This is a genomic window from Kitasatospora sp. NPDC023118, assembly GCF_055560875.1.
Genome location: NZ_JBVHHW010000002.1, coordinates 110,100 through 135,507 on the forward strand (window position 1 = coordinate 110,100; position 25,408 = coordinate 135,507).

General features: G+C 73.9%; 17 protein-coding genes and 1 pseudogene. 5 read left to right on the forward strand and 13 right to left on the reverse strand.

Annotated elements, in window-relative coordinates:
- Positions 1 to 294: 294 nt before the first annotated feature.
- The gene (locus tag ACZ3UD_RS02900) at positions 295 to 1,083 is read left to right on the forward strand and encodes a M23 family metallopeptidase (RefSeq protein WP_465581580.1); all 789 of its coding nucleotides are present in this window, start codon (positions 295 to 297) and stop codon (positions 1,081 to 1,083) included.
- Positions 1,084 to 1,107: 24 nt separating this feature from the next.
- On the opposite strand, the gene pcrA is transcribed toward ACZ3UD_RS02900, so the two are convergent.
- The 3 genes from pcrA to ACZ3UD_RS02915 all read right to left on the reverse strand — a co-directional run bounded on the left by pcrA (position 1,108) and on the right by ACZ3UD_RS02915 (position 5,958).
- A complete protein-coding gene (gene pcrA / locus ACZ3UD_RS02905; protein WP_465581582.1) occupies positions 1,108 to 3,765 on the reverse strand; it encodes a DNA helicase PcrA in 2,658 nt (885 codons plus the stop codon).
- Between the two features lie 101 nt (positions 3,766 to 3,866).
- A complete protein-coding gene (locus ACZ3UD_RS02910; RefSeq protein WP_465581584.1) occupies positions 3,867 to 4,592 on the reverse strand; it encodes a LuxR C-terminal-related transcriptional regulator in 726 nt (241 codons plus the stop codon).
- Positions 4,585 to 5,958 carry an ATP-binding protein gene (locus ACZ3UD_RS02915; protein ID WP_465582053.1) on the reverse strand — a complete coding sequence of 458 codons (1,374 nt, stop codon included), beginning with the start codon at positions 5,956 to 5,958 and terminating at the stop codon, positions 4,585 to 4,587. Before ACZ3UD_RS02915 ends, ACZ3UD_RS02910 begins: the two co-directional genes overlap by 8 nt.
- A gap of 263 nt (positions 5,959 to 6,221) precedes the next feature.
- Between ACZ3UD_RS02915 and ACZ3UD_RS02920 the strand changes: the two genes are divergently transcribed.
- On the forward strand, positions 6,222 to 7,685 hold the full coding sequence (locus ACZ3UD_RS02920; protein ID WP_465581586.1) for a PspC domain-containing protein: 1,464 nt from the start codon (positions 6,222 to 6,224) through the stop codon (positions 7,683 to 7,685).
- Entirely contained in the window at positions 7,682 to 7,891 is a 210-nt protein-coding gene (locus ACZ3UD_RS02925) for a hypothetical protein (RefSeq protein WP_380613926.1), read from the forward strand. The genes ACZ3UD_RS02920 and ACZ3UD_RS02925 overlap by 4 nt, the downstream gene beginning before the upstream one ends.
- 49 nt (positions 7,892 to 7,940) lie before the next feature.
- Here ACZ3UD_RS02925 and ACZ3UD_RS02930 read toward each other — a convergent pair whose 3' ends face one another.
- The 8 genes from ACZ3UD_RS02930 to ACZ3UD_RS02965 form a co-directional block, all read right to left on the reverse strand.
- Entirely contained in the window at positions 7,941 to 8,975 is a 1,035-nt protein-coding gene (locus tag ACZ3UD_RS02930) for a Rieske 2Fe-2S domain-containing protein (protein WP_465581588.1), read from the reverse strand.
- A 205-nt stretch (positions 8,976 to 9,180) separates the two neighbouring features.
- Complete coding sequence (gene guaA / locus ACZ3UD_RS02935) at positions 9,181 to 10,776, reverse strand: glutamine-hydrolyzing GMP synthase (protein ID WP_465581590.1); 1,596 nt, start codon at positions 10,774 to 10,776, stop codon at positions 9,181 to 9,183.
- 993 nt (positions 10,777 to 11,769) lie between these two features.
- A complete protein-coding gene (locus ACZ3UD_RS02940; protein ID WP_465581592.1) occupies positions 11,770 to 13,530 on the reverse strand; it encodes a hypothetical protein in 1,761 nt (586 codons plus the stop codon).
- Positions 13,531 to 13,779: 249 nt separating this feature from the next.
- Positions 13,780 to 15,585, reverse strand: coding sequence for a GMC oxidoreductase (locus tag ACZ3UD_RS02945; RefSeq protein ID WP_465581594.1), 1,806 nt, complete (start codon positions 15,583 to 15,585; stop codon positions 13,780 to 13,782).
- Between the two features lie 138 nt (positions 15,586 to 15,723).
- Positions 15,724 to 17,367 (reverse strand): succinic semialdehyde dehydrogenase, encoded by a 1,644-nt coding sequence (locus ACZ3UD_RS02950; protein ID WP_465581596.1) that lies wholly within the window; start codon positions 17,365 to 17,367, stop codon positions 15,724 to 15,726.
- Between the two features lie 102 nt (positions 17,368 to 17,469).
- Positions 17,470 to 19,242, reverse strand: coding sequence for a serine/threonine-protein kinase (locus ACZ3UD_RS02955; protein ID WP_465581598.1), 1,773 nt, complete (start codon positions 19,240 to 19,242; stop codon positions 17,470 to 17,472).
- 163 nt (positions 19,243 to 19,405) lie between these two features.
- Positions 19,406 to 20,506, reverse strand: coding sequence for a protein kinase domain-containing protein (locus tag ACZ3UD_RS02960; RefSeq protein ID WP_465581600.1), 1,101 nt, complete (start codon positions 20,504 to 20,506; stop codon positions 19,406 to 19,408).
- Positions 20,461 to 20,727: a hypothetical protein gene (locus ACZ3UD_RS02965; protein ID WP_465581602.1), complete on the reverse strand. Its 267-nt coding sequence runs from the start codon at positions 20,725 to 20,727 to the stop codon at positions 20,461 to 20,463. Before ACZ3UD_RS02965 ends, ACZ3UD_RS02960 begins: the two co-directional genes overlap by 46 nt.
- Positions 20,728 to 20,846: 119 nt before the next feature.
- On the opposite strand from ACZ3UD_RS02965, the pseudogene ACZ3UD_RS02970 reads away from it, so the two are divergent.
- Positions 20,847 to 20,912 (forward strand): annotated as a pseudogene (locus ACZ3UD_RS02970) (SHOCT domain-containing protein); the annotation flags it as partial.
- Positions 20,913 to 20,931: 19 nt separating this feature from the next.
- On the opposite strand, the gene ACZ3UD_RS02975 reads toward ACZ3UD_RS02970, so the two are convergent.
- Positions 20,932 to 22,995 carry a serine/threonine-protein kinase gene (locus ACZ3UD_RS02975; protein ID WP_465581604.1) on the reverse strand — a complete coding sequence of 688 codons (2,064 nt, stop codon included), beginning with the start codon at positions 22,993 to 22,995 and terminating at the stop codon, positions 20,932 to 20,934.
- Positions 22,996 to 23,249: 254 nt separating this feature from the next.
- Between ACZ3UD_RS02975 and ACZ3UD_RS02980 the strand changes: the two genes are divergently transcribed.
- Positions 23,250 to 23,819: a hypothetical protein gene (locus ACZ3UD_RS02980; protein ID WP_465581606.1), complete on the forward strand. Its 570-nt coding sequence runs from the start codon at positions 23,250 to 23,252 to the stop codon at positions 23,817 to 23,819.
- Positions 23,820 to 24,191: 372 nt separating this feature from the next.
- Here ACZ3UD_RS02980 and ACZ3UD_RS02985 read toward each other — a convergent pair whose 3' ends face one another.
- Complete coding sequence (locus ACZ3UD_RS02985; protein WP_380613937.1) at positions 24,192 to 25,319, reverse strand: GuaB3 family IMP dehydrogenase-related protein; 1,128 nt, start codon at positions 25,317 to 25,319, stop codon at positions 24,192 to 24,194.
- Positions 25,320 to 25,408 lie beyond the last annotated feature (89 nt).

Genomic DNA, 25,408 nt, shown 5'->3' on the forward strand with positions numbered 1-25,408 from the left:
TGGGCCGACGGGTGCGGTTAACGCTCGATAACCAACCAACCTGAGGGGAGATTAGCGCCACCCGGCCCGGTTGGCCGCGCCGCCTCCCAAGAGGAGGGCAAAGTCACAGCCCCAGGCCTTGCTACCAGTGGGTATACCCCTCCTCGGACCCTCCGTACAGACACGGCGCGGACCCCCAGCCGACCTCTTGACAACCGGAGATTTTTCCGGGGCGTCGGCCTTGCGGCTACAGTCACGGCTGTTTTCCCTCTCGCTCGACGACGCGCCCGAGGCCCACCGAGGAGGCAGCCCCCGATGGCTCCCGAAGCAGCCGCCCGCCCGACCCGTGCGGAGCTGCGCCTCGCCGCCCGCGAGCAGTCCCGCGCCCAGCGCCGCGGCGCCGCCAAGGCGGCCACCCGGGCCGCGCTGTTCCGGATCGCGGTCCCCTCGGTCGCCGCGCTCGGGGTCGCCGGGGCCGCGGCCGTCACGGTGGTCCAGGAGCAGCCCGACCGGGTGCCGCCGCAGGCGACGGCCGCCGACGCCCCGGACGACACCGCCGCCCGGCAGGGCGCGCAACAGGCGGTCGCCTCCGGCGGCCAGACCCAGGCCTCGCGCGGCGACGCCCGTCAGCCGCTGGCCGGCGCCCAGCCCGGCGACGCCCAGCCCGCCGACACCCCGACGGCCCGGCCCACCGCCGATCCGGCCAAGCCCAAGGTGGTCATGCCGGTCGCCCAGCACGGCCTCGGCGAGCTGTTCGGCGCGGCCGGCACCCACTGGGCCAAGCTGCACACCGGCATCGACTTCCCGGTGGACGGCGGCTCCGAGGTCTACGCCGTCACCGACGGCACGATCCGGACGCAGTGGAACCCGTTCTACGGCTACATGTCGATCCTGAAGATGCCCGACGGCACCGAGGCCTGGTTCTGCCACCTGCGCGCCTACAAGGTGCGCAAGGGCCCGGTGAAGCAGGGCGACGTGATCGCCTTCGTCGGCAGCAGCGGCAACAGCACCGGGCCGCACCTGCACTTCGAGATCCGGCCGCCGGGCAGCGGGCCGGTCGACCCGCTGCCCTGGTTCCTCTCGAACGGGCTCGATCCGCGCTAGCGGTTCAGACCCTCGCCACGCGGTTCAGAGCTTCTCGACGGGCGCGTAGCGCAGCAGCAGCTGCTTGCGCCCCTCGGTGCCGAAGTCGACCGTGGCCTGCGCCCGGTCGCCGACGCCCGTGACGCCCACCACCGTGCCCAGCCCGAAGGTGTCGTGGGTGACCCGGTCGCCGACCGCGAGCGAGACGGCCTCGCGCTCCACCACCTTTCCGGAGCGCCGCGCCGACTGGCCCCAGCCCGCCTTGGGCTGGGCGGCCGTCGACGAGGAGCGCGAACTCCCGCCCCCGGACGACGACTTGCCCCAGGACGAGCCCGAGGAGAAGCCGCGCTGGACCGGCGCCTGCGCCGCCCCCGTCCGCTTCCACTCGACCAGCGTCTCCGGGATCTCCTCCAGGAACCGCGAGGCCGGGTTGTAGGCCGGCTGCCCCCACGCGCTGCGCAGCACCGAGCGGGTCAGGTAGAGCCGCTCCCGGGCGCGGGTGAGCCCCACGTATGCGAGCCGGCGCTCCTCCTCCAACTCCTTGACCTGGTTGAGCGCCCGCATGTGCGGGAAGATCCCGTCCTCCATGCCGGTCAGGAAGACCACCGGGAACTCCAGGCCCTTGGCGGTGTGCAGGGTCATCATCGTGATGACGCCCTGCCCCTCCTCGTCCTCGTCCGGGCTTCCTTCTCCGGTCCCGTACTGCTTCGCATCCGGGAGCTGGTCGGAGTCGGCGACCAGCGCGACCCGCTCCAGGAAGTCGGCCAGCGAGCCGACCGGCGGCGCGCCCTCCTCCCCGGCGTCCGGCCGCTCGCCCGGGTCCTGCTCGTACTCCAGGGCGACCGAGGCGAGCTCCTGGAGGTTCTCCACCCGGGTCTCGTCCTGCGGGTCGGTGGAGGCCTGGAGCTCGGCCAGGTAGCCGGTCTCCTCCAGGACGGCCTCCAGCACCGCCGCCGGGCCCGCGCCCGACTCGACGACCTGGCGCAGCCCGGCCATCAGGGTGTTGAACTTCTTGACCGCGTTGGCCGAGCGCGCGGCCATCCCGTACGCCTCGTCCACCCGCAGCAGCGCCTGCGCGAAGGAGATCCGCTCCCGCGCGGCCAGCGCGTCGACCATCGCCTCGGCCCGCTCGCCGATGCCGCGCTTGGGCACGTTGAGGATCCGGCGCAGCGGCACGGTGTCCTCCGGGTTGGAGAGCACCCGCAGGTACGCCAGGACGTCCCGGACCTCCTTGCGCTCGTAGAAGCGCACCCCGCCGACCACCTTGTACGGCAGGCCGACCCGGATGAACACCTCCTCGAACACGCGGGACTGGGCGTTGGTGCGGTAGAAGATCGCGACGTCGCCGGGCTTGGCCTCGCCCTTGTCGGTGAGCCGGTCGATCTCGTCGGCGATGAACTGGGCCTCGCCGTGCTCGTCGTCCGCGACGTAGCCGACCACCTTCTCGCCGTGGTCGCCGGCCGTCCAGAGCTTCTTCTCGCGGCGGTTGGCGTTGCGCTCGATGACGGCGTTGGCGGCGCTCAGGATGGTCTGGGTGGAGCGGTAGTTCTGCTCCAGCAGGATCGTGGTCGCGTTCGGGTAGTCCTCCTCGAACTGGAGGATGTTGCGGATGGTCGCGCCGCGGAAGGCGTAGATCGACTGGTCCGCGTCACCGACCACGCACAGCTCGGCCGGCGGCACCTCGGCGAGGTGGGCGGCGGCCGGGTTCACGAAGTCGCCGTCCGCGGTGCGCTTCGGCGCGGCCGCGACGGACCCGCCGCTCAGCTCGCGCACCAGCATGTACTGGGCGTGGTTGGTGTCCTGGTACTCGTCGACCAGGATGTGCCGGAACCGGCGGCGGTAGTGCTCGGCGACGTCGGGGAAGGCCTGCAGCAGGTTCACCGTCGTCATGATGATGTCGTCGAAGTCCAGCGCGTTGGCCTCGCGCAGCCGCCGCTGGTACAGCGTGTACGCCTCGGCGAGCTTCTTCTCCATCGGGTTGGCGGCCTGGTCGGCGAAGGTCTCCTCGTCGATCAGCTCGTTCTTGAGGTTGCTGATCTTCGCGGTGAAGGACTTCGGCGGGAACTGCTTCGGGTCCAGGTCGAGGTCGCGGCAGACCAGCGACATCAGCCGCTGGGAGTCGGCCGAGTCGTAGATCGAGAAGCTGGAGGTGAAGCCCAGCACCTTGGACTCGCGGCGCAGGATCCGCACGCAGGCGCTGTGGAAGGTGGACACCCACATCGCCCGGGCGCGCGGGCCGACCAGCGCCTCGACGCGCTCGCGCATCTCGCCGGCCGCCTTGTTGGTGAAGGTGATCGCCAGGATCTCGCCCGGCTGCACCCCCCGGGCGCCCAGCAGGTACGCGATCCGGTGGGTCAGCACCCGGGTCTTGCCGGAGCCGGCGCCGGCCACGATCAGCAGCGGCGAGCCCGCGTGCAGCACCGCCTCGCGCTGCGGGTCGTTCATCCCCTCCAGCAGCTGCGCCGGGTCCACCACCGTCCGGGCGGCGCCGTTGCGGTACCAGGCGTCCCGCTCGGCCTGGGCAGCGTGGTCGGTCTGGAACAGCCCCTCCGGGATGGCCTCCTCGTAGGCGTCGTACGGGACGTCGTCCTCGTACGGCGGGGGCTCCTCGTCGACGGCGTCGATGGGTGCTGCGGGCTGCTTCGACCCGGCGGCGGGTGCCTCGAAACCGGGGAGCGGGAGGTCGTCAAAGAGGCTACTCATGGCACATCGAGTCTATGGCCACCCACCGACAAGCCCGCCCGGTCCGAGGAATCGGACCGGACGGGCTTGCCCCGGGATTCGAAGACGCCCGGCGCAGCGGCTCAGACCAGGCGGCGGGCGGTGGCCCAGCGGGTGAGCTCGTGGCGGTTGCTGAGCTGGAGCTTGCGCAGGACGGCGGAGACGTGGCTCTCGACGGTCTTCACCGAGATGAAGAGCTGCTTGGCGATCTCCTTGTAGGCGTAGCCGCGGGCGATCAGCCGCAGCACCTCGCGCTCGCGCTGGGTGAGGCGGTCGAGGTCCTCGTCCACCGGCGGGGTGTCGGTGGCGGCGAAGGCGTCCAGGACGAAGCCGGCCAGCCGGGGCGAGAAGACCGCGTCGCCGTCGGCGATCCGGAAGACCGCGTCGACCAGGTCGGTGCCGGTGATGGTCTTGGTGACGTAGCCGCGCGCGCCGCCGCGGATGACGCCGATGACGTCCTCGGCGGCGTCCGAGACGGACAGCGCCAGGAACTTCACTCCTCCCTCCCGTCGCCCACCACCACCCTCGTCCGAGGTGCTGCGCGCCACCCCTCCCGAGCCCATCACGCCGACCGAGCGGCGCAGCACCTCGACGCCGCCGCCGCCGGGCAGGTGGACGTCCAGCAGCACCACGTCCGGCCTGGTCTCGGCGACCACGCGGACCGCCGAGTCCACGTCGTCGGCCTCGCCGACCACGTCGATGCCGGTCACCTCGGTACGGCCGATCTCGGCCCTGACCCCCGTCCGGAACATCCGGTGGTCGTCCACCAGGACGACCCTGACCGTGCGCTCCGGCGCTGCCTCAGTCATTCGTTCTCTCCATCTCCAGCTCGACCTCGGTGCCGCCGCCCGCCGCCGGCCGCACCCGAGCGGTGCCGCCGTGGCGCTTCATCCGGCCGATGATCGACTCCCGTACGCCCATCCGGTCCTCGGGCACCGTGTCGGGGTCGAAGCCGGGGCCGTGGTCGCGGATGAACACCGACACCGTCCTCCCCTCCACCTCGGCGTAGACCTGGACCGGTCCCCCGCCACCGTACTTGGCCGCGTTGACGGTCGCCTCCCTCGCGGCCTGCATCTGTGCCGCGATCTTCTCGTCCATCGGGCAGTCGCCGACGATCACCAGCTCGACCGGGACGCCGTGCCGGTCCTCGACCTCGGCGACGGCGGCGCGCAGGGTCTCCGCCATGGTGTCCGGCGCGGCCTCGGCGGCGGCCTCAGGGCGGTACAGCCACAGCCGCAGCTCGCGCTCCTGGGAGCGGGCCAGCCGGAGCACCTCCTTGGGGTCCTCGGCCCGACGCTGGATCAGGGTCAGGGTGTGCAGCACCGAGTCGTGGATGTGCGCGGCGATCTCGGCGCGCTCCTGGGCGCGGATGCGGGCGGTGCGCTCGGCGCCGAGGTCCTGCCACATCCGCAGGCCGTACGGACCGAGCAGCACCAGCACCCCGGCCAGCACCGCGAGCGAGGCCTCGATCACCGAGCCGAGTGTGGAGCCGCTGCCCTGCATGGCGAGCAGCGCGATGGTGCCGGCCACCGCGAGCAGCACGCCGGCGCCGACCCGGGTGTAGGCGGCGCGCCGCTTCTCGCCCTCCTCGATGCCGAACCAGCGCTGCCAGCGCGAGTCGTCGGCCTGCCGCCAGACCAGCGCGACGCCGACGCCGATCGCCAGCAGCGGCCAGGTGTATGGCTTGGCGGTCTGCCAGCCGAGCACGTTCAGCAGGGCGATCAGGCCGATCACGAGCATGACCAGGGCGGCGAGCTGGCCGATGCCGCCCTGCCCGTTCTTGCCGGCGGGCCGGGCGGCGGTCTCGGCGGCGCCCGCGGCCCCTGCGGCCCCTGCGGCCTCGCCCGGGGCGGCGGGCGGGGTGACCGGCTCGCCCTGGAGGGCGTGCTGGAGCAGTTCGCGCAGCCGGCCGACCCAGCCGCCGCCGGACTTGGTCAGCGGGGTGCCCGGCCGCAGCCAGGGCGAGGTCGGGATGTAGACGCCGTTGACGTTCACCCAGTGCGTGCCGCCGCGCTGCGAGGGCTCGCCGATGCCGATCGGCACCACGAACCAGAACGCGGCGTACAGCAGCGCGCCGATCCCCTGCGCGAAGAACAGCAGGACGAAGGCGAGCCGCACCCAGCGGACCGGCAGCCCGAGGTGCACCGCCAGACCGTGCGCGACGCCGCCCAGCATCCGCCCCTGCGGGCTGCGGTAGAGCCGGCGGTACGGCGGCCGCCCGCCGTCGGGCGCGTTCGGGTCACTGCCGGCCGACGACGCGGTGTCGGGGGCGAGGGGTCGGGGATCGGTACCGGGTGCTGCCACGGCACCGATGGTTCCACGCGGGGGCCCGCGGGCGCATCAGGGTGTGTCCCCCACGCTTATCAGGGACAAGTCAGGGTACGGGCAGGGCCGGACCCGGTTGGGCCGGACCACCACCTGCCGGAAGGATGGTGCCCATGACCGAGGACCACCGCATCCAGGAGGCCGGGCCCGCCGCCCCGCCGGAACCGGACCGCCCGCCGCTGACCCGGGCCGAGCACCACCGCGTGGTGGCGGGCGTCTGCGGCGGTCTCGGGCGGCATCTGGACATCGACCCGGTGGTCTTCCGGGTGGTCACCGTGGTGCTCTGCCTCTCCGGCGGTCTCGGACTGTTCCTGTACGGCCTGGCCTGGCTGATCGTCCCGACCGAGGGCGCCGCCGACGGCAGGGGCCGGGGCGCGCGCACCGAGCTCCAGCGGGTGCTCACCGGCCGGGTCGACGGCCAGTCGGTCGGCGCGGTGCTGCTGACCGTGATCGGCACCGGGGTGTTCTTCTCCTCGATGGGCGACGGCGACCAGTTGTTCCCGCTGCTGCTGCTCGGCGGCCTGGTCTTCCTGGCGGTGCGCTACGACCCGGACCGCCGCCGCGGCCGGATCCGCGGCCGGCGCGGCGGCCCGTACGACCGCCACTTCCCCGAGGGCGAGGGCCACGGCTGGCCGCGCCCGCCGCAGGACGAGGCGGCCCGCGCCCAGCACGCCGCCGACCAGGCCGCCGGGAGGATCCCGGCCGACTCCCCCGCCCCCGGCCCGAGCGGCTACCTGTGGGACCCGCGCCACCCCGAGCGCAACCCGTACGGCGACACCGCCCCCGCCTCCTCGGCCACCACGCCCCCATGGGGGTCCCCCCGGCCGGAGGCTGGGGGAGGCACGAAGGTGCCGCCGCCCGGCAGCCCGGCCCAGCCCTGGTGGCAGCGCGCCGACCTGCCGGAGGGCGACCCACTGCGCAAGGAGCGCCCGGAGCGCCGCCGCGATCCGGTCGTGGTCCGGCACCCCAAGGAGCGCTCGGCGCTCGGCTTCTTCGGCTTCCTGCTGGCGATCGGCGCGGCCACCGCGGCCTGGTCCGCCTCGGTCGGCCACACCGACGTCACCAAGCTGAGCACGGTCGTGCTGGCCACCGGCCTGCTGGTGATCGGCCTGACCCTGCTGCTGGCCGCGAAGTTCGGCAAGGCCCGCAAGCTCGCGGTGCTGGGCCTGCTGGCCACCCTGGCACTGGCCTTCGTCGGCCGCGCCCCGCACAGCGTGCAGGACGCCATCGGCGACCGTTCGTGGACGGTCACCTCGGCCGCCGACCTGAAGGACCGCTACAACCTCGGCGCCGGCGACATCCGGCTGGACCTGGCCGGGCTCGACCTCACCGGGAGCACCCTCACCACCAAGGTCGACCTCGGCGCCGGTCAGCTGACCGTCACCCTGCCGCCGGACGTCACGGTGAACCTGGTGGCCCGGGTCGGCCTCGGCAGCATCAACGTCCCCGGCGACCGCGACAGCAGCACCGGGCGGCACACCTACGTGCTCGACCCGCCGGCCGGTCATCAGTCCAAGGGCACGCTCGACCTCGAACTCGGCATCGGCATCGGCGACATCAAGGTGGTCCAGCAGTGAGGAAGCACCGGCTCGACCTGTTCTCGCTGATCGCGGGCGGACTGTTCACGGTGATCGCCGTGCTCTACCTGGTGGCGGCGCTCAACGACCAGTCGGTGAACGGACGGATCGTCGTCCCGGTCACCTTCATCGTGCTGGGCGTGGGCGGCCTGGCCGGCGCGGTGGTGGCGGTAGCCCGGCGCAACCGGCCCGACCGCGAGGACTAAGGCCTGTCCGGCCCAGCACCCGTCCGGCGGATCTTGCCGGGCCCGGCCCTCAGCTCTGCAGCGGGCCCAGGGTCAGCTTGTCCCCGTCCTTGCTGACGGTGTACTTGGGCAACGGCTTGACCGCCGGTCCGTTGACCACCGCGCCGGTCGCGGCGTCGAACCGGGAGCCGTGACACGGGCAGTACAGCTGGCCGTTCTTCGGCGCGTCCACCGCGCAGCCGGAGTGGGTGCACACCGAGGAGAGGGCGCAGTACTGGCCCGCCTTGGGCTGCACGATGTAGACGGCGTCCCCGGTGGCCGGGTCCTTGACCTGCGCCGAGCCGCCGACCGGCACGTTCGCCACGGGCACCGAGGGGCCGTGCGCCGAGGGGGCGGGCGCCGTCACGGCGGAGGCGGGGGCCGCGGACTGCTTGGGGGCGGTCTGCTTCCTCCGGCCGAAGGTCCGGGTCAGCGAGCCGGTCAGCAGCCCGGCGCCGCCGATCGCGACCGCCGCGATCCCGCCGTCCACCAGCGCCCGGCGCTTGACGTGGCCCTCGGCCAGCCCGCGCTCCCGGTCCCGCCCCGCCCGGCGGGCCAGGTAGCCGTCCACCGACAGGCACGGCGTGCCGGCCAGCAGCAGCGGGGTCCAGGCCATCAGGTAGCCGAGGTCGTTGCCGAGGTAGTACGGCGAGACGCTCCAGCTGACGGTGAGCCAGAGGCTCAGGTTGATCAGCGCGCCGCCGAGCGCCGCGATCCGGCCCCACAGGCCGAGCAGGGTGCCGAGGCCGACCGCCAGCTCGCCGAAGGCGACCGCGAGGGCGAACAGGGTGGGCGCGTGGAGGGCCGGGCCGAGCAGGAAGGAGATCGGGCTGCCGCCGGCCTTGGCCGCCTGGGTCTGCGAGACGAAGGAGGCCGGATCGCCCGCGCCGGCCAGGAAGTGGGAGTCGGAGAGCTTGTCCAGGGCGGCGTAGACGAAGGTGACGCCGAGGAACAGCCGCAAGGGCAGCAACGCGTACGTGGAGGCGGACGCCCGCCACTGGGCCGCCCGGTCGGCTCGGCCGGGCGCGTCCCCGTCGACCGCCACGGAGTCACTGGCCTCCGACATCCCTCACACCTTCCTTTTCCTTCGCGGCCTGCCACTCCCTGACAGGTCCAGTCCGCATTCTGCCCGCTCCTGCACGGTTTCGGTGGGACGTCCCACCCGGGCAGACCAAGAGGTCCCACCCGGGGGAGCGAACGGCCGCGCCGCCGCTCCCCCATACGGGAACGACGGCGCGGCCGTTCAGCACCGGCTCAGCGGCGCGGGAGTGCTACTCCCACTCGATGGTGCCCGGCGGCTTGCTGGTGACGTCGACGACGACGCGGTTCACGTCGCTGACCTCGTTGGTGATCCGGGTGGAGATCCGGGCCAGCACGTCGTACGGCAGGCGCGACCAGTCGGCGGTCATGGCGTCCTCGGAGGAGACCGGGCGCAGCACGATCGGGTGACCGTAGGTGCGGCCGTCGCCCTGGACGCCCACGCTGCGGACGTCGGCGAGCAGCACGACCGGGCACTGCCAGATCTCGCGGTCCAGACCGGCCGCGGTCAGCTCCTCGCGGGCGATCGCGTCGGCGTCGCGGAGCAGGTCCAGCCGCTCCTTGGTGACCTCGCCGACGATCCGGATGCCCAGGCCCGGGCCCGGGAACGGCTGGCGCTGGACGATCTCCTCCGGCAGGCCCAGCTCCTGGCCGACCATCCGGACCTCGTCCTTGAACAGCTTGCGCAGCGGCTCGACCAGCTGGAACTGCAGGTCCTCGGGCAGGCCGCCGACGTTGTGGTGGGACTTGATGTTGGCGGTGCCGGTGCCGCCGCCGGACTCCACCACGTCCGGGTACAGGGTGCCCTGGACCAGGAAGTCGACCGACTCGCCGTGGGCGCCGGCCTCGGCGACGATCTCGGCCTGGGCCTGCTCGAAGACCCGGATGAACTCGCGGCCGATGATCTTGCGCTTCTCCTCGGGGTCGGTGACCCCCTTCAGCGCGTTCAGGAAGCGCTCGGAGGCGTCGACGACCTTCAGCTGGACGCCGGTGGCGGCCACGAAGTCCTTCTCGACCTGCTCAGTCTCGCCCTTGCGCATCAGGCCGTGGTCGACGTAGACGCAGGTCAGCCGGTCGCCGATGGCCTTGTTGACCAGGGCGGCGGCGACCGCGGAGTCCACCCCGCCGGACAGGCCGCAGATCGCGCGCTTGTTGCCGACCTGCTCGCGGATCAGGGCGATCTGCTCGTCGACCACGCTGCCGGTGGTCCAGGTCGGGGCGATGCCGGCGCCGCGGTAGAGGAAGTGCTCCAGGACCTGCTGGCCGTGGTCGGAGTGCAGCACCTCGGGGTGGTACTGGACGCCGTACAGACGGGCCTCGTCGTTCTCGAAGGCCGCGACCGGGACCAGGTCGGTGGAGGCGGTGACGGTGAAGCCCTCCGGGGCGGCGGAGCAGGCGTCGCCGTGCGACATCCACACCGAGTGCTGCGCCGGGACGCCCTCGAACAGGGTGGAGCCGGTGCGGGAGACGGTCAGCGGGGTGCGGCCGTACTCGCGCGCGCCGTTGTTGTCGACGGTGCCGCCCAGCGTCTTGGCCATCAGCTGGAAGCCGTAGCACATGCCGAAGACCGGGACACCGGCCTCGAAGATCGCGCGGTCGAGCTGCGGCGCGCCCTCTTCGTAGACCGACGACGGACCGCCGGAGAGGATGATCGCCTTGGGGTTCTTGGCGAGCATCTCGGCGACCGGCATGCTGCTCGGCACGATCTCGCTGTAGACCCGCGCCTCACGCACCCGACGGGCGATGAGCTGGGCGTACTGGGCACCGAAGTCGACCACCAGGACGGTGTCGTTGTCCGGTGCGGACTGGACGGGAATTGCAGAGGACACAGACGGCCTTCCGGCAGCGGTATCGAGGTGTCGCGCTGAACCGCCTCCCCGGCGGGGGCTGCGGCGGCGGACGGGTGTGGGGTGTCTGGACACCGATTCTACCGGGCTGTCCGGTTTCACTCGTCTGCCCGTCCAAAGAACCGTGACCGGTCGGGCCCGCGCTTCGTTGCTTCTGACGACCGCACGGCCACGCCGCGTCCGCCAGACGCGCCGCCAGCGCCCCCGACCGGGGGCACGCCGTACGGGCTGCAGGACCACGCGTGGAGCTTCACCCCAGTCCACCGGCGCATGTGGCGCCGCCGCCCCGGCCCGCCGGGGAGCGCGGCTCCGTGGGACCGTGCGCGGGTGCCGCGGCCGGCCAGCAGGGGACAGCGACCCCGGCCGCGACTGGGCCGAGAGGTGGGGCGGCCGGCCCCGGGGACGCCCGGGGCCGGCCGTCGCACCGACGGTTCACTCCGGGGCACGCCCCGGGCGCACACCCCTCACCGTCCCGCACCGCTACGCGCGTCCCCGTGCGCCGCAGCCACTTCGACCACTACTCACCGTGATCATTCGGCGCGGTGCCCGCCGTAAATGGACTGTGCCGAACTGTGCCGAATCGGTTGCAGAGCAAGCCCTCCGTCCAGCACGATGCTCGGTGTGAACGGTTCTCCCGGCGGCCGGCAGGCTGATCGCGGAGGTCCGGACCGATGTCTCCGCCGCCGCCGCGCAGGAAGGCGACAGCGGTTTTCACTTCACGCTCCGTGAGCGGGGGCCCGGCGCAAACCTGCGCGCCGGCCCGCCGTCGCACGGGCGTGCGCGACCCGCTCCGCCGGCCACCCACGCCGGAGCCGCGAGGACGCGACCCGAAGCCAACCGACACGACGGCGCTCCTCCCCCGGCGCCGTCACCTCCAGCACCGGCGCAGCCCTGACGCCGAGTGCTGAACGACAAAGGGCCCCGTTCCCCCGCGGGGCCCTTTGCCCGTTCCGCCGCCGCGGTCCGGGGCTCGCGTCAGGGGTGGTCGCGCCAGACGCTCGGGTTCACCGGCTCCTCGGGCGGCCGCGGCGGGTGGCCGGGCAGCGGTGTGCCGGCGGGGGGCGGCGGCGCCTCGTGCGAGCCGATCACCTCGCTGACCCCGGCCCCGGGCGCCTCCGGCGGCGCGTCCTGCGGTGCGGGGCCCTGTGGCGGCGCCCCGTACGGTGCGGGGCCCTGCGGCGGCACGCCCTGGGGCGCAACGCCGTACGCCGGACCGCCCGGGTACGGCACCTGCGGCGGCACCGCCCCGTAGGGCCCGGGCGGCGCACCGTACGGCGCGGCGCCGGACGCGTACCGGACGACCCGGCCCCGGCCGCTGAGGGCGGAGAGCACCGCGGGCACCACCAGCGCGCCGACCACCGCCCAGACCGCACTGGCCACCAGCACGCTCGGGAACGCCAGGCCCACCGTGGCGTCCTGCGAGGTGCTTCGACTGCCGGACCCGCCCCAGCCCCCGACCGACGGCATCACGTACGACATCGAGGTGGTCATCAGCCCGCCGGACGCCGCCGAGAGCAGGGTGAGCAGCCCGGCGTACACGGTCGCCAGCCGCAGCCGGTCGGCGGCGTCCAGCTGCCGCCGGTACGCCGTCCAGCCGAGGAAGCCCGCCGCGGCGAGCGCCAGCAGCCCCGTCCAGCGCCAGTCGGCGGTCTGGTCGTGCAGGTCGAAGAAGGAGAACTCCGCGCCGTCGCCGCCCCGGCCGCGCCAGTCCGGCACGTCCCCGCTCAGGTCGCTGTGGCCCCGGAAGGTGGCGCCCGAGCCGATGCCCAGCAGCACCAGGCCGAGGTTCGGCAGGAAGGCCAGCGAGCTCGCCGTCAGCCAGCCGTTGTCGCCGTTGACCGCGACCAGCACGAAGGCCGTCACCGAGGCCAGGCCCAGGGTCAGCGTCAACGCCCGGCCCGCGCTCAGCGCGGCCACCGCCCAGCCGCGCACCGCCCGGCTGCGCCAGGCGGCCCAGCGCAGCGCGTCGGTGCCGTACACGGCGAAGGTCAGCAGCCCGCCCAGCACCACGGCCCAGCCGACCGCCCACAGCCAGGTGGAGTCGGCGGTGAAGCTCGCCTTCGCGAGATCGGCGGCGTTGGAGCCGTAGTAGTCGGGGTCGAGTTCACGGCGGCCCGGCTGCCAGGTGGTGCTCCCGACCGCCCCGAGCAGCAGGGTCGCCAGGCCGAGGATCAGGGCGGTGCGCAGCGCCTCGCCGGCCGCCTGCGCCCTCGTCAGCTGGGAGCCGTCGGCCTTGCGCCGGCGCAGCCCGGCCCGCAGACCGAGCCAGAGCGCCAGGCACCACAGGACGGTGACGGTCATCGGCACCACCCAGAAGGTGATGTCCATGCGCTCCGCGCTGCCCCGGGACAGCGGGCTCTGGTAGCCGAGCCGGAACGGCGCGCCGAGCGCGTTCAGCGCCATCGACAGCATCGCGCCGAAGCGGTAGCCGAAGTCGGGCGCGGGGAAGGCGCCGTCGTAGGTGTAGTCGCTGGGGATGGCCACGGCCAGCGCCACCAGCAGCAGGACCAGCGTCGGGGCGATGGCCGCCAGGAAGGCGGGGCGCCAGCCCAGCCCGGTGAGCAGGCGCTGCGGCTTCTCGTACGGGACGCCGGCGCCCCAACCGCCCATCGCGGGCGGGCCGCCGACCGGCGGCTGCTTCACGTACGGCTGGCCGGCGCCCGGGCCGGGCGGCGGGTAGTAGCCGGGCGGCGCGGTGGGCGGCGGCGGCCCGTACCCGGGGGCGGGCGGCGGCACGGCGGGCAGGGCCGCGGTCGGGGGCGGGGGAGCCGGCGGCCGGCCGCACGAGCCGCAGGCGGGCGCCCCCTCCACCGAAGTCGCGCCGCACGATGCACAGTTGGCCATGGACCGCATTCCCCCCGCTCGACGAGTTCCTGGTCCCCCCAGGGAGCCCGTTTATCCCATCGGATCCGAACGGATGTCAACCGCGAAAGACACCAGGCGGTTCGGCCCCGACCGGGCGGGTCCGGGGCCGGCCCCCGGGCCCTAGTCGCGCTTCTTCGGGACCTCCGGGACGGGCAGCAGCGGCAGCCGCAGCGCGCCGAACGCACCCTCCGGCACGGCCGGTCGGACCGGCGCGACGGCGGCGACCGGGCGGTAGGCCTCGCCCGGGGCCGGGCGCGGGTCCTCCTCGCCCTTGTTGGGCCACATCGACAGGGCGCGCTCGGCCTGGGCGGTGATGGTGAGCGAGGGGTTCACGCCGAGGTTGGCGGAGACGGTCGCGCCGTCCACCACGCTGATCCCGGGGTGCCCGTACAGCCGGTGGTACGGGTCGACCACGCCGGTCTCGGGGGCGTCGCCGATCGGGCAGCCGCCGAGGAAGTGCGCGGTCATCGGGATGTCGAAGATCTCGCCGACGGTGCTGCCCGGGAAGCCGTTGATCTCCTCGGCCAGCGCCTGGGCGCCCTGCTCGGCGGCCGGGATCCAGGTCGGGTTGGGGGTGCCGTGGCCCTGGCTGGAGGTGAGCCGGGGCTTGCCGAGCGGGCCCTTCTTGAGCGAGACGGTGATCGAGTTGTCCAGCGACTGCATCACCAGGCCGATGATCGTCTTCTCGGACCAGCCGCGCTGGTCCATCGAGCGGGCGAAGGTCACCGGGTGGAGCGCCGAGTTGCCCAGGTAGCGCAGCCAGCGCGGGACCTTCCCGCCGCCCTTGACCTGGGCGACGGACAGCGCGCCCATCGCGTTGGAGCCCTTGCCGTAGCGGACCGGCTCGATGTGGGTGTTGGCGTCCGGGTGGATCGAGGAGGTGATCGCGACACCCTTGGTGAAGTCCGCCTTGCCGCCGTAGCGCCGGTCGGTGGTCTGCGCGCCCACCAGCGCCTCGGAGTTGGTGCGGGTCAGCTCGCCGAGCCGGGGGGAGATCCGGGGCAGGTGGCCGGCGTCGCGCATCCGGTGCAGCAGCGACTGGGTGCCGTAGGTGCCGGCCGCGACGACCACCCGGGCGGCGGTGATGGTCCGCGCGCCCGCCTTCACCCGGTCGGTCCTGGAGCGGGAGTCGGTGCGGCGCACGTCCACCGCGAAGCCACGATTCCCGTCGGCTTCGCCGTACTCCCGGATCCGGGCCACCGTGGTGAGCGGGAGGATCTCGGCGCCGCCCCGCTCCGCCAGGTACAGGTAGTTCTCGGTGAGCATGTTCTTGGCGCCGTGCCGGCAGCCGGTCATGCACTCGCCGCACTCCACGCAGGCCTTGCGGGCCGGGCCGGCCCCGCCGAAGTACGGGTCGGCGACCTCGCCCCCGGGCGCCGCCTTGGTGGTGCCGTCGGTGTCCTTGCCGTCGCCGAAGAAGACCCCGACCGGCGCCATGTGGAAGGTGTCGCCGACGCCCATCCGCTCGGCGGCCGCCTTGAGGTGGACGTCCGAGGGGGTGACGGTCGGGTTGAGCCGGACCCCGAGCATCCGCTGCGCCTGGTCGTAGAACGGCGCCAACTCCTGCTGCCAGTCCGTGATGTGGCACCACTGACGGTCTTCGAAGAAGGCCTTCGGCGGCACGTACAGGGTGTTGGCGTAGTTCAGCGAACCGCCGCCGACCCCGGCGCCGGCCAGGATCAGCACATTGGCCAGCAGATGGATCCGCTGGATGCCGTACAGCCCGAGCCGCGGCGCCCACAGGTAGTTCGGCAGGTCCCAGGAGTTCCGGGGCAGTTCGTCCCGCTCGAAGCGCCGCCCGGCCTCCAGGACGGCGACCCGGTAGCCCTTCTCGGTCAGCCGCAGCGCCGCGACCGAACCGCCGAAGCCGGAACCGACCACGACCACGTCGTAGTCGAATTCCGCCGCACCGCCGGACTCCACCATCTGCCACTGCTCCTTCGAGGGTTGAACCTGCCTGTGGGAAAAGCCGGTTGGACGCCAATCGGGCCCGGGAGCCACGTGGACCCGGAGTCACCTGAGTCCGGGAGCCACGTGCGCCCGGACGTCACCCGGGCCCGGGGGTCACTTGAGCCGCAGCGCCTTGAGCACCCGCAGCCCGCCGGTCATCACGGCGGCGAACTGCCGGTCGTCCAGGCCGAAGGAGGGCGCCAGCGGCATCACCCGCTGGGTCGCGATGGTCTGCGCCTCGGTGAAGCGCAGGATGCCCTCGGCGCCGTGGCGCCGGCCGAGCCCGGAGTCGCCCATGCCGCCCATCGGCGAGGCGACCGAGCCGTACGCGGCCGCGTACGCCTCGTTGACGTTGACCGTCCCGGTGCGCAGCCGGGCCGCGACCGCCCGGCCGCGCCGCAGGTCCCTGGTCCAGACGCTGGAGTTCAGGCCGTACGGCGTGGAGTTGGCGGCCGCGACCGCCTCCTCCTCGGTGTCGAAGCGGTAGACCGCGACGACCGGGCCGAAGGTCTCCTCGCCGCAGACCGACATCTCCGGGGTCACCCCGTCGAGGACGGTCGGCTCGTAGAAGTACGGGCCGAGGTCCGGCCGGGCCCGCCCGCCGGCCAGCACGGTGGCGCCCGCCTTGACCGCCTCCTCCACGTGCCGGGTGGTGGTGTCCAGCTGGCGCGCCGAGACCAGCGAGCCCATGTCGGCGCCGTAGGCGAGGCCGCCGCCCAGGCGCAGCGCCCGGGTGCGGGCGACGAAGCGCTCCAGGAACTCGTCGGCCACCGAGCGGTGCACCAGCAGCCGCTCGATCGAGATGCACAGCTGCCCGGCCGAGGAGAAGCAGGCCCGGACGGCGCCCGCGGCGGCCGCGTCGAGGTCGGCGTCGGAGAGCACCAACATGGCGTTCTTGCCGCCGAGTTCGAGCGAGGCGCCGACCAGCCGGGCGGCGGCGCGCTGGGCGACCTCGCGGCCGGTGCGGGTCGAGCCGGTGAAGGAGACGTAGTCGGCGTGCTCCACCACGGCGGGTCCGATCACCGGGCCGTCGCCGATCACCACCTGCCACAGGTCGGCCGGCAGCCCGGCCTCGATCAGCAGCTCGCGGGCCCACAGCCCGGTCAGCGCGGTCTGGGTGTCGGGCTTGTTGACCACCGCGTTGCCGGCCACGAAGGCGGGCAGCAGGTCGCCGATGCACAGCTCCAGCGGGTAGTTCCACGGCGAGATGTGGCCGACCACGCCCTTGGGGCGGCGGGCCTCGACGGTGTGGGTGAGCACCGGCAGCGCCCCGCCGCGGCGGCGGTCCCGGAGGTAGCCCTGCGCGCCGCGCCCGTAGTGCCGGGCGGCCATGGCGACGGCGAGCACCTCCTCGAAGGCGTGCAGGCGGGCTTTGCCGGTCTCGGCCTGGATCAGGTCCAGCACCTCGTCCTGCCGCTTGAGCAGCAGGTCGTGGAAGCGCAGCAGGACGGCGGCGCGGCGGCGCACCGGCAGCGCGGCCCAGGCGGACTGGGCGCGGCGGGCCAGCTGGAAGGCGACCTCGACGTCGGCCGGGGTGGACCGCGGCAGGCCGGCCAGCCGCTCGCCGGTCAGCGGGGCGACGGTCTCCACCACACTGGGCTCACCGGTCGCGGTGACCCCGGCGGCCAGCCGGGCCACCAGGGACGGCGGGACGGCGGCCGCGACGGTCCGGCCGCCCCCGGGAGCTGCCGGGTTGCCGCTCGCGGGACCGGCGTCGGGGTGTTCGGCGGCCGCTGCATCTGCTGTGAGGTCCGACATACGGCGCAGCCTAGGCCTTCGGGGGCCGGTGCGGTACCCGTCGGTAACAAGAATCTGCCGCAGTCGGGCGAAAGCGGGGCGCTCCGCCCGTCGGCGTGCCCCTCAGCGCGTCGGGGTGAAGGCGTTGAGCACCGTGGTGAAGCGCTGCAAGGCCTCGTTCCAGTCATTGCCCTTGTCCGGGCTGGACGAGTAGATCGCGTAGGCGGTGCCGTCCTCGTCGATGAACTCGGTCTCGATCGCGCGCCGGCGGCCGCCCTCCTTGGCCGCGTAGCTGAACTCCCAGACCGCCGCCTCGTGGCCGTTCACGGCGGAGCTCGCCATCCGGTGCTGCTTGTAGTCCTTCTGCACCTTGGAGACGCTGGCCTCCATCTGCTTCATGTGGTCCAGCGGCTTGATCGACTGGCCGACGGTGACCGCGAACTGCAGGTAGTGCACCTTGCCGTCCGGGCTGTAGAAGATCTGGGTGTTGTCCGTCCCGGTGATCCGCTGCCAGGTCGGGCCGGCGGTCGGCAGCGGGAAGCGGAAGCCGGCCGGATCGTCGACCCAGTGGTAGCCGTTGGGCGCGGACGTCTCGGGGCCGGCGCTGCCGCTCGGCTCCGGCTCGGTGGTCTCGGCCGGCCCGGTCGGGGCGGGGTCGGCGCCCAAACCGCCGACCACGTGCCGGGTGGCGAGGTAGGTCGCCCCGGCCGCCAGCACCCCGACGGCCACCGCGATGGCGACCAGCTTCAGTCGGCTGCGGCGCTTGGCCGGTCCGCGCGCGGGCGCGGCGGTGTGCGCGACCGGCGCGCTGACGGCGGTGTGAGCCTGCGGTGCGACGGGCGCGCCCCCGGCGGTGTCCTCGGCGACGGCCGGGACGGCGGACGAACCGGCGGAGGTGGCGGCCGTCCCGGCGCCGACCGGACGCGGCTCGGTGGGCTCCTCCGAGCCCTCCTGCGGCGGCGTCGCGGTCCCCTCCGGTGCCTCGCTGCGGTCCACCACCGGCACCGACCGGGTCGGCGTACGGACGGACGCGACGGACTTCAGGCCGATGGTGTGCCCGGCCTGCACCTCGGCCAGCATCCGGGCCGCCTCGTCCGCGCTCGGCCGGTCGGCCGGGTCCTTGGCCATCAGCGCGGCCAGCACCGGCCCCAGCGGCCCGGCCCGGTGCGACTGCGGCAGCGGCTCGTCGACCACCGCGGCCAGCGTGGTGATCGGCGAGTCCCGGCGGAACGGCGACTGCCCCTCGACCGCCGCGTACAGCGTGGCCCCCAGGCCCCACAGGTCGGAGGCCGGGCCGGGCCGCTCGCCCTGGGCGCGCTCGGGCGCCAGGTAGTCCGGCGAGCCGACCAGGTCACCCGGTCGGGTCAGCTCGGTCGAGCCCTCGTAGGTCGCGATGCCGAAGTCCAGCAGCACCACCCGCCCGGTGCCGCGCTCCAGCAGGACGTTGGCCGGCTTGACGTCCCGGTGCAGCACGCCGAGCTGGTGGCCGCGGTGCAGCGCGGCCAGCACCTGGCTGCCGACCTCGGCGGCGGCGCGCGGCTGGAGGATGCCGTCCTGACTGATCACGTCGGCCAGCGAGCGGCCGTCGACCAGCTCCATCACGATCCAGGGCCGACCGTCCTGCTCCAGCACGTCGTGCACGGTGATCACACCGGGGTGCTTGATCCGGGCAGCCGCGCTGGCCTCGCGCTTCATCCGCGCGTGCAGGATCTGCAGGTCCTCCTCGGGGAGGTGGTTGACGGTCAGCTCCTTGACCGCGACCTCGCGGTCGAGCATCCGGTCCCAGGCCCGCCAGACCGTACCCATCCCGCCCCGGCCGAGCCGCTCACCGAGCTCGTACCGCCCGGCCAACAACCGCTCCGCGTCGGCCGCCTCCGGCCGGTCCTGCACGCCCATCGGCGACCGCTCCCCCTCTCGACTTCCACCTGCCGTCACCGCGGCGAATCGCCTGGTGCGGACCGCTGTTCGAACTGATCCCACGCACACATTAGGCGCACCTTGCCCACCCCGGTAATCACGCCCGCCCGCCGGACCGAGGAGGTGGTGCGCACCGGGGCCGTCAGCCTGCGAACAGCACCACGGCGACCATTCCCACCACCAGCAGCAGGAACACGCCCCCGACCAGCAGTGGCCCCAATAGGGCGGGGGGTATCCGGGGGGCTCTGCCGCCGCCCGTACCCGCCCCGTCGAATTCCGTACCGACCTCCGGCCGGCCGCCCCGGCCCCGCCGAGGCGGCCGCTGCCGCACCAGCGGCGCGTCCGGCTTCAGCTCCACCGCCCGCGCCGCCCGCTCCCCGTCGGCCGGTTCCGGCGCGCCCACCAGCAGCGCGGCCAGCTCCCGCCGCGCCGCCTCCGCGGTCGGCCGCAGGGTCGGATCCGGCTGCAGCAGCCGTTCGACCAGCGGTGCCAGCGGCCCGCAGACCACCGAGGGCTCGCGCCGCCCGTCCCGGACCGCCGTCACCAGCTCCGGCACACCGCCCTCCGGGTACGGCGCCCGGCCGGTGAGCATCCGTTGCAGCAGCACCCCGAGCGCCCAGCAGTCGCCCGCCGGACCGCCGTCCAGCGGCCAGCGCTCAGCCACCGGGCCGACCAGGGTGGCCCGCACCTCGTAGCGGCGGCGGCCCCCCGGCCCGCCGAGGTCCTCGGCCAGCGCCTCCTGCGCCACCCCGGAGAGCAGCCCGCCGAGCATCGCCGCGCCGTCCTCGCAGACCAGCACCGACTCGGCGGTCAGATTGCCGTGGGCGAGCCCGGCCTCGTGCAGCGCCCGCAGCGCGCCGGCCAGGTCCGCCGCCAACTCGGCCGCCCGGTACGGCGGCACCGGCCCGCCGGCGAGCAGTTCGGCCAGCGTCTGCCCGGTCGGCCGCTCCTCCGCCGTCCACAGCAGCTCGCCCTCGACGAAGGCCCCGACCCCGCGCAGCAGCCGCGGGTGCCAGGACGGCGCGGCCGAGCCGACCGCTGCCACCCGCCGCACCAGCCGGTCCCCGTGCGCGGGGTTCGGCTCGTCCGGGTCCTGACCGGCGGTCAGCAGCGCGGGCAGCTCCACGGCGCGCAGCAGCACCGACTCACCGGTCCGCTCGTCGACCGCGAAGGCGCGCAGCAGTTCCGGACGGTCCGTCAGCCGGTACCGCCCCGCCAGCAACTGCCCAGGGCCGCCTCGCATGCCAGTTCCTCTCGCTCACCGAGCAGCCTACTGAGCGGCTCCTTCACGCTCGATCCCATGACCGGGCCGATCTGGTCGACACCGCCTTCAAGATGGCGGGCGACCACAGCCAAGCCGACCAGGTCGAAGCCGCCGTCATCGACGGCGGGAAGCCGGTCGCCTCGCCCGCCGCGCGCCACCCCGACCACTCCCGCAAGGGGGTGCTGGCGCTCGCCACCCACCGCATGCTCTTCCTGAAGGACGGAAAGCCGCCGGTCCCGGTTCCGCTCGCGGCCGTCACCGACGCCACCATGCCCCAAACCAAGCTCAACGGCGACGTGCTGACGGTCGTCGCGCTGACCGGCGGGCCTCCGGGGCCCTCACCGAGGAGGAGTTCAGCCGGGCCAAGCAGCGCCTGCTCGGCTGAACCCGCCTGCGGACGGGGCCTACGGCGCCGGCTGGAAGCTGTTGAACACCACGTCCCGGACCGGTGCCTGCGCGGCCCACTTGTCGTCCGGGACGATCCAGTAGATCGAGTAGCCGTACTTGGCCGGAGTGCCGGTCACGAAGCCGCGGTTGAGCGAGTGCATCTTGGGCGTGCCGTTGGTCCACTCCCAGTCAGCCGCGTTGGTCCACTGCCGGTAGGTGATCGCCGACAGGTTCAGCCGCTGGTAGTTGCTCACCTGCGCGCGCAGGTCGGGCTCGGAGTCCTGCCAGTCGGCGACGGCGCTCGCGTGCGGCGAGGTGCTCCACTCGATCCGCAGCTGACTGCCGTCCGCGTTCTTGAAGATCCGCCGGTTGGAGTCCGACCCGGCCGGCTGCAGCCCGTCCGGCAGGAAGACCGAGAAGCCGCTCGGGTCCTTGTACTCGTGGTACCCGGCCGGCGCCGCCCCGCCCGGCGCGGGCTGGGCCGGGGTCGGCATCGGGGTGGGCGTGGCCGCCGGGGTCGGGGTCGGGGCCGGAGTACCGGCGGCCGGCGGCGGCGCGGCGGCCGAGGAGGCGGCCGTGGTGGCCGGCTCGGCGGGGGTCCCGGCGGGCGTCCCGGCGGGCGCGGGCTCACCGGACGGGACCGCCGGAGCCTGGCTCGGCACGGCCTCGGAGGTCGCCGCCCCCGGCGAGGTGGCGCCCGCGCTGTGGGTGCTCTCGCTCTTCGAACCGCTGTCCCCGCCGCCCACGGCCTGGACCACCGCGACCAGCCCGGCGATCAGCAGCAGCACGACCACCACGGTCGCGATGGCCAGCCGACGCCGGCCCGTGCGCGGGTCGGCCCCGGCCGCCTGGGTCGCGCCCCTGGTCCACTCGCTGGTCACCGGCCGGATCGGCTCACCCCCCGGAGCGGGCTCCGACTCGACGGCGGCCTTCCCGGCGGGCTCCGCCGTCGGCTCCTCGTCCCGGGCCCGGCTGCCCACCCGGACCGTCCCCAGCAGCCCGCCCACGGTCCGCTTGGGGGCGGGCTCGGCAGCCTGCTCCTCCGCCTGCTTCTCCGCCTGCTCCTCCGCCTGCTCCTCCGCCTGCTTCTCCGCCTGCTTCTCCGCCTGCTTCTCCGCCTGCTTCTCCGCCTGCTCCTCGGCCGACTTCACGGCCTTCCCGGCCGGCGTCTCGACCGGCTTCTCGACCGGCTTCTCGACCGGCTTCTCGACCGGCATCGCGTGCTCGGTGGTCGACTCGGCCTTCACGGTCGCCTCGGCGACCACCCGCCTGAGCATCGACCGGGTCTGCGAGGCGTCCAGGCGCTTGGCCGGGTCCTTCTCCAGCAGTCCCTCGATCACCGGCAGCAGCGACCCGGCGTTCGCCGGCGGGGCCAGCTCCTCGGTCATCACCGCGGTCAGGGTGGCCAGCGCCGAACCCCGGTCGTACGGCGGCCGCCCCTCGACCATCGCGTACAGCGTCCCACCCAGCGACCACAGGTCGGCCGGCGGCCCGGGCTTCTGCCCGCGCGCCCGCTCCGGGGATATGTACGAGGGCGCGCCGACCAGCATGCCGGTGGAGGTGACCGAGGCGTCGCCCTCCACGCTGGCGATGCCGAAGTCGGTGAGCACGACCCGGCCGTCCTCGCCGATCAGCACGTTGGACGGCTTGACGTCCCGGTGCAGGATGCCCAGCGCGTGCGCCGCGCTCAGCACGCCCAGCACGTCCAACGCGATCTCCGCCGCCCGGCCGGGCGACAGCGGCCCGTCCTCCCGGACCACGTCGGCCAGCGAGCGGGACTCGACCAGCTCCATGACGATCCACGGCCGGTCGTCCTCGTCGACCACGTCGAAGACGGTCACCGCCGAGTTGTGCCGGATCCGCGCGGTCGCCTTCGCCTCGCGCAGCGTCCGGACGATCAGCCGGTGCTTCTCCTCCTCCTCGACGCTGGCGTTCATCCGCAGTTCCTTGACCGCGACGGTCCGGCCCAGCATCTCGTCCTCGGCGCGCCAGACGGTGCCCATGCCACCGCGCCCGAGCACGCCGTTCAGCCGGTAGCGGCCGGCCAGGAGGCGGCCGGTGGAACCCTGCGCCTGGGTCATTCGGAACGTTCCCCCATGTGCTGCCGGCGGTCGTGGTGACGGCGCATCGGCCCGGCCCCAGGCCCGAACGCCCAAGCCTCCATCATCCCCTGTCCCCGGGGGTCGCGACCACCCACCCCCCGGCCCAAGCCGGGACGAACCGGAACGGGTGCGGCGCTCCGTGCCCGATCTGTGATCGAAAACTCGCCAAGATCTGTCCGAAGCGCTGCTACCGTTCGGCAGCTCATCGTCTTTTCCGGGGGGACTCGACGCCCATGACCGTACCCGCACCGGGCGCTGACGGCCCATCGACCCGGCCGCGCACCGCCCAGCACTACTCGGTCGCACCCGCCCTCGACACCCCCGACGGGTACGTCGCCCCCGGCATGCCCGGCGTCCCGGTCACCGGCTACGACCCCGTCGCCCCCACCGCCCACCGAAGGGCCCCGCGCCGCCGCCGCACCGCCCTCGCCCTCACCCTCGCCCTGCTCGCCACCCTGCTCGGCGGCCTGGCCTACGGCTGCGCCCCGCTGCGGGCCGCCGACAGCCTCGGCTGGCTGGCCATCGCCCAGGCCGGGCTGGTCGCACTCCCCCTCGGCCTCCTCGGCGGCCGGAACCGGTTGCTCCCGCCCCTCGGCGCCCTCCTCGCGGCCACCGCCCTGCTACTCGGCCAGCTCACCCAGCAGCTCCGCCTGGTCCACGCCACCGGCCCCGGCCCCCGCGGCCTCCTCTCCGACACCCTCACCTCCTGGCGCGGCGACCTGCGCACCCTCGACCTCGCCTTCTACGCGATCGCCCTGATCGGCGGCTTCCTCCTCACCCGCCGCACCACCAACCGCACCTGACCCCCACCAACCCCAGCACCCCATCACCCCCGCACCCGCACCCGCACCCGCACCCGCACCCGCACCCGCAGCAACCCCCACCCACCCCGCACCTCCCGCCAGCGAGAGGGACGCGCTGCGGGAGGGGGCGGCGCAGGGGGTGGCCCGGAGAGGGGCGTGACGGGTGATTTTCAGACTGCCACCGCACCCAACGCCCCACCCAACCGAATGGGCAGTCTGAAAATCACCCAGCCCCCGGAGCGGCCACCCCCGGAGCCGCCCCCGGCCACCCACCCTCCCGAAAGCCACCCCCACAACAGACACCCCCACCAACACGGAAACCCCCACCCGACAACCCGGGCAGGGGCCTCCGTCACTCCGTCAGCACGCCACTCAGCGGTGATCCAGCGCCGGGTTGACCGTCACCTCAACCCGCTGGAACTCCTTCAGCTCCGTGTACCCCGTGGTAGCCATCGCCCGCCGCAGCGCACCGAACAGGTTCATGGTCCCGTCCGGCGTGTGCGAAGGACCGGTCAGGATCTCCTCGGTGGTGCCGACCGTACCGAGGTCCACCCGCTTGCCGCGCGGCAGCTCCTCGTGGACGGCCTCCATGCCCCAGTGGAAGCCCTTGCCCGGGGCGTCGGTGGCGCGGGCCAGCGCGGCACCGATCATCACCGCGTCGGCGCCGCAGGCGACCGCCTTCGGGATGTCGCCGCTGTAGCCGACGCCGCCGTCCGCGATCACGTGCACGTAGCGGCCGCCGGACTCGTCCATGTAGTCGCGGCGGGCGGCCGCCACGTCGGCGACGGCGGTGGCCATCGGCACCTGGATGCCGAGCACGTTGCGGGTGGTGTGGGCGGCGCCGCCGCCGAAGCCGACCAGCACGCCGGCCGCGCCGGTCCGCATCAGGTGCAGCGCGGCGGTGTAGGTGGCGCAGCCACCGACGATCACCGGGACGTCCAGCTCGTAGATGAACTGCTTGAGGTTGAGCGGCTCGGCGGCGCTGGAGACGTGCTCGGCCGAGACGGTGGTGCCGCGGATGACGAAGACGTCGACGCCGGCGTCCACGACGGCCTTGGAGAACTCGGCGGTGCGCTGCGGCGAGAGCGCGGCGGCGGTGACCACGCCGGAGTCGCGGACCTCCTGGATCCGCTGCTTGATCAGCTCGGCGCGGATCGGCGCGGCGTAGATCTCCTGCAGGCGGCGGGTCGCGGCGGCGGCGTCGGTGATCGAGGCGATCTCGTCCAGCAGCGGCTGCGGGTCCTCGTAGCGGGTCCAGAGGCCTTCCAGGTTCAGCACGCCCAGACCGCCCAGGCGGCCGATCTTGATGGCCTGCTCGGGTGAGACCACGCTGTCCATCGGGGCGGCCAGGAACGGCAGCTCGAAGCGGTAGGCGTCGATCTGCCAGGCGATCGAGACCTCCTTCGGGTCACGCGTACGGCGGCTGGGGACGACGGCGATGTCGTCGAAGGCGTACGCCCGGCGGCCGCGCTTGCCTCGCCCGATCTCGATCTCAGTCACTTCGAGCCCTTCTGCTGTGTTGCTCATGCCCGCCGGGTCACCCCGGCCGCCCCCAGTATCCCGTACCGGGGCTGGTCCCGCCCCGACGG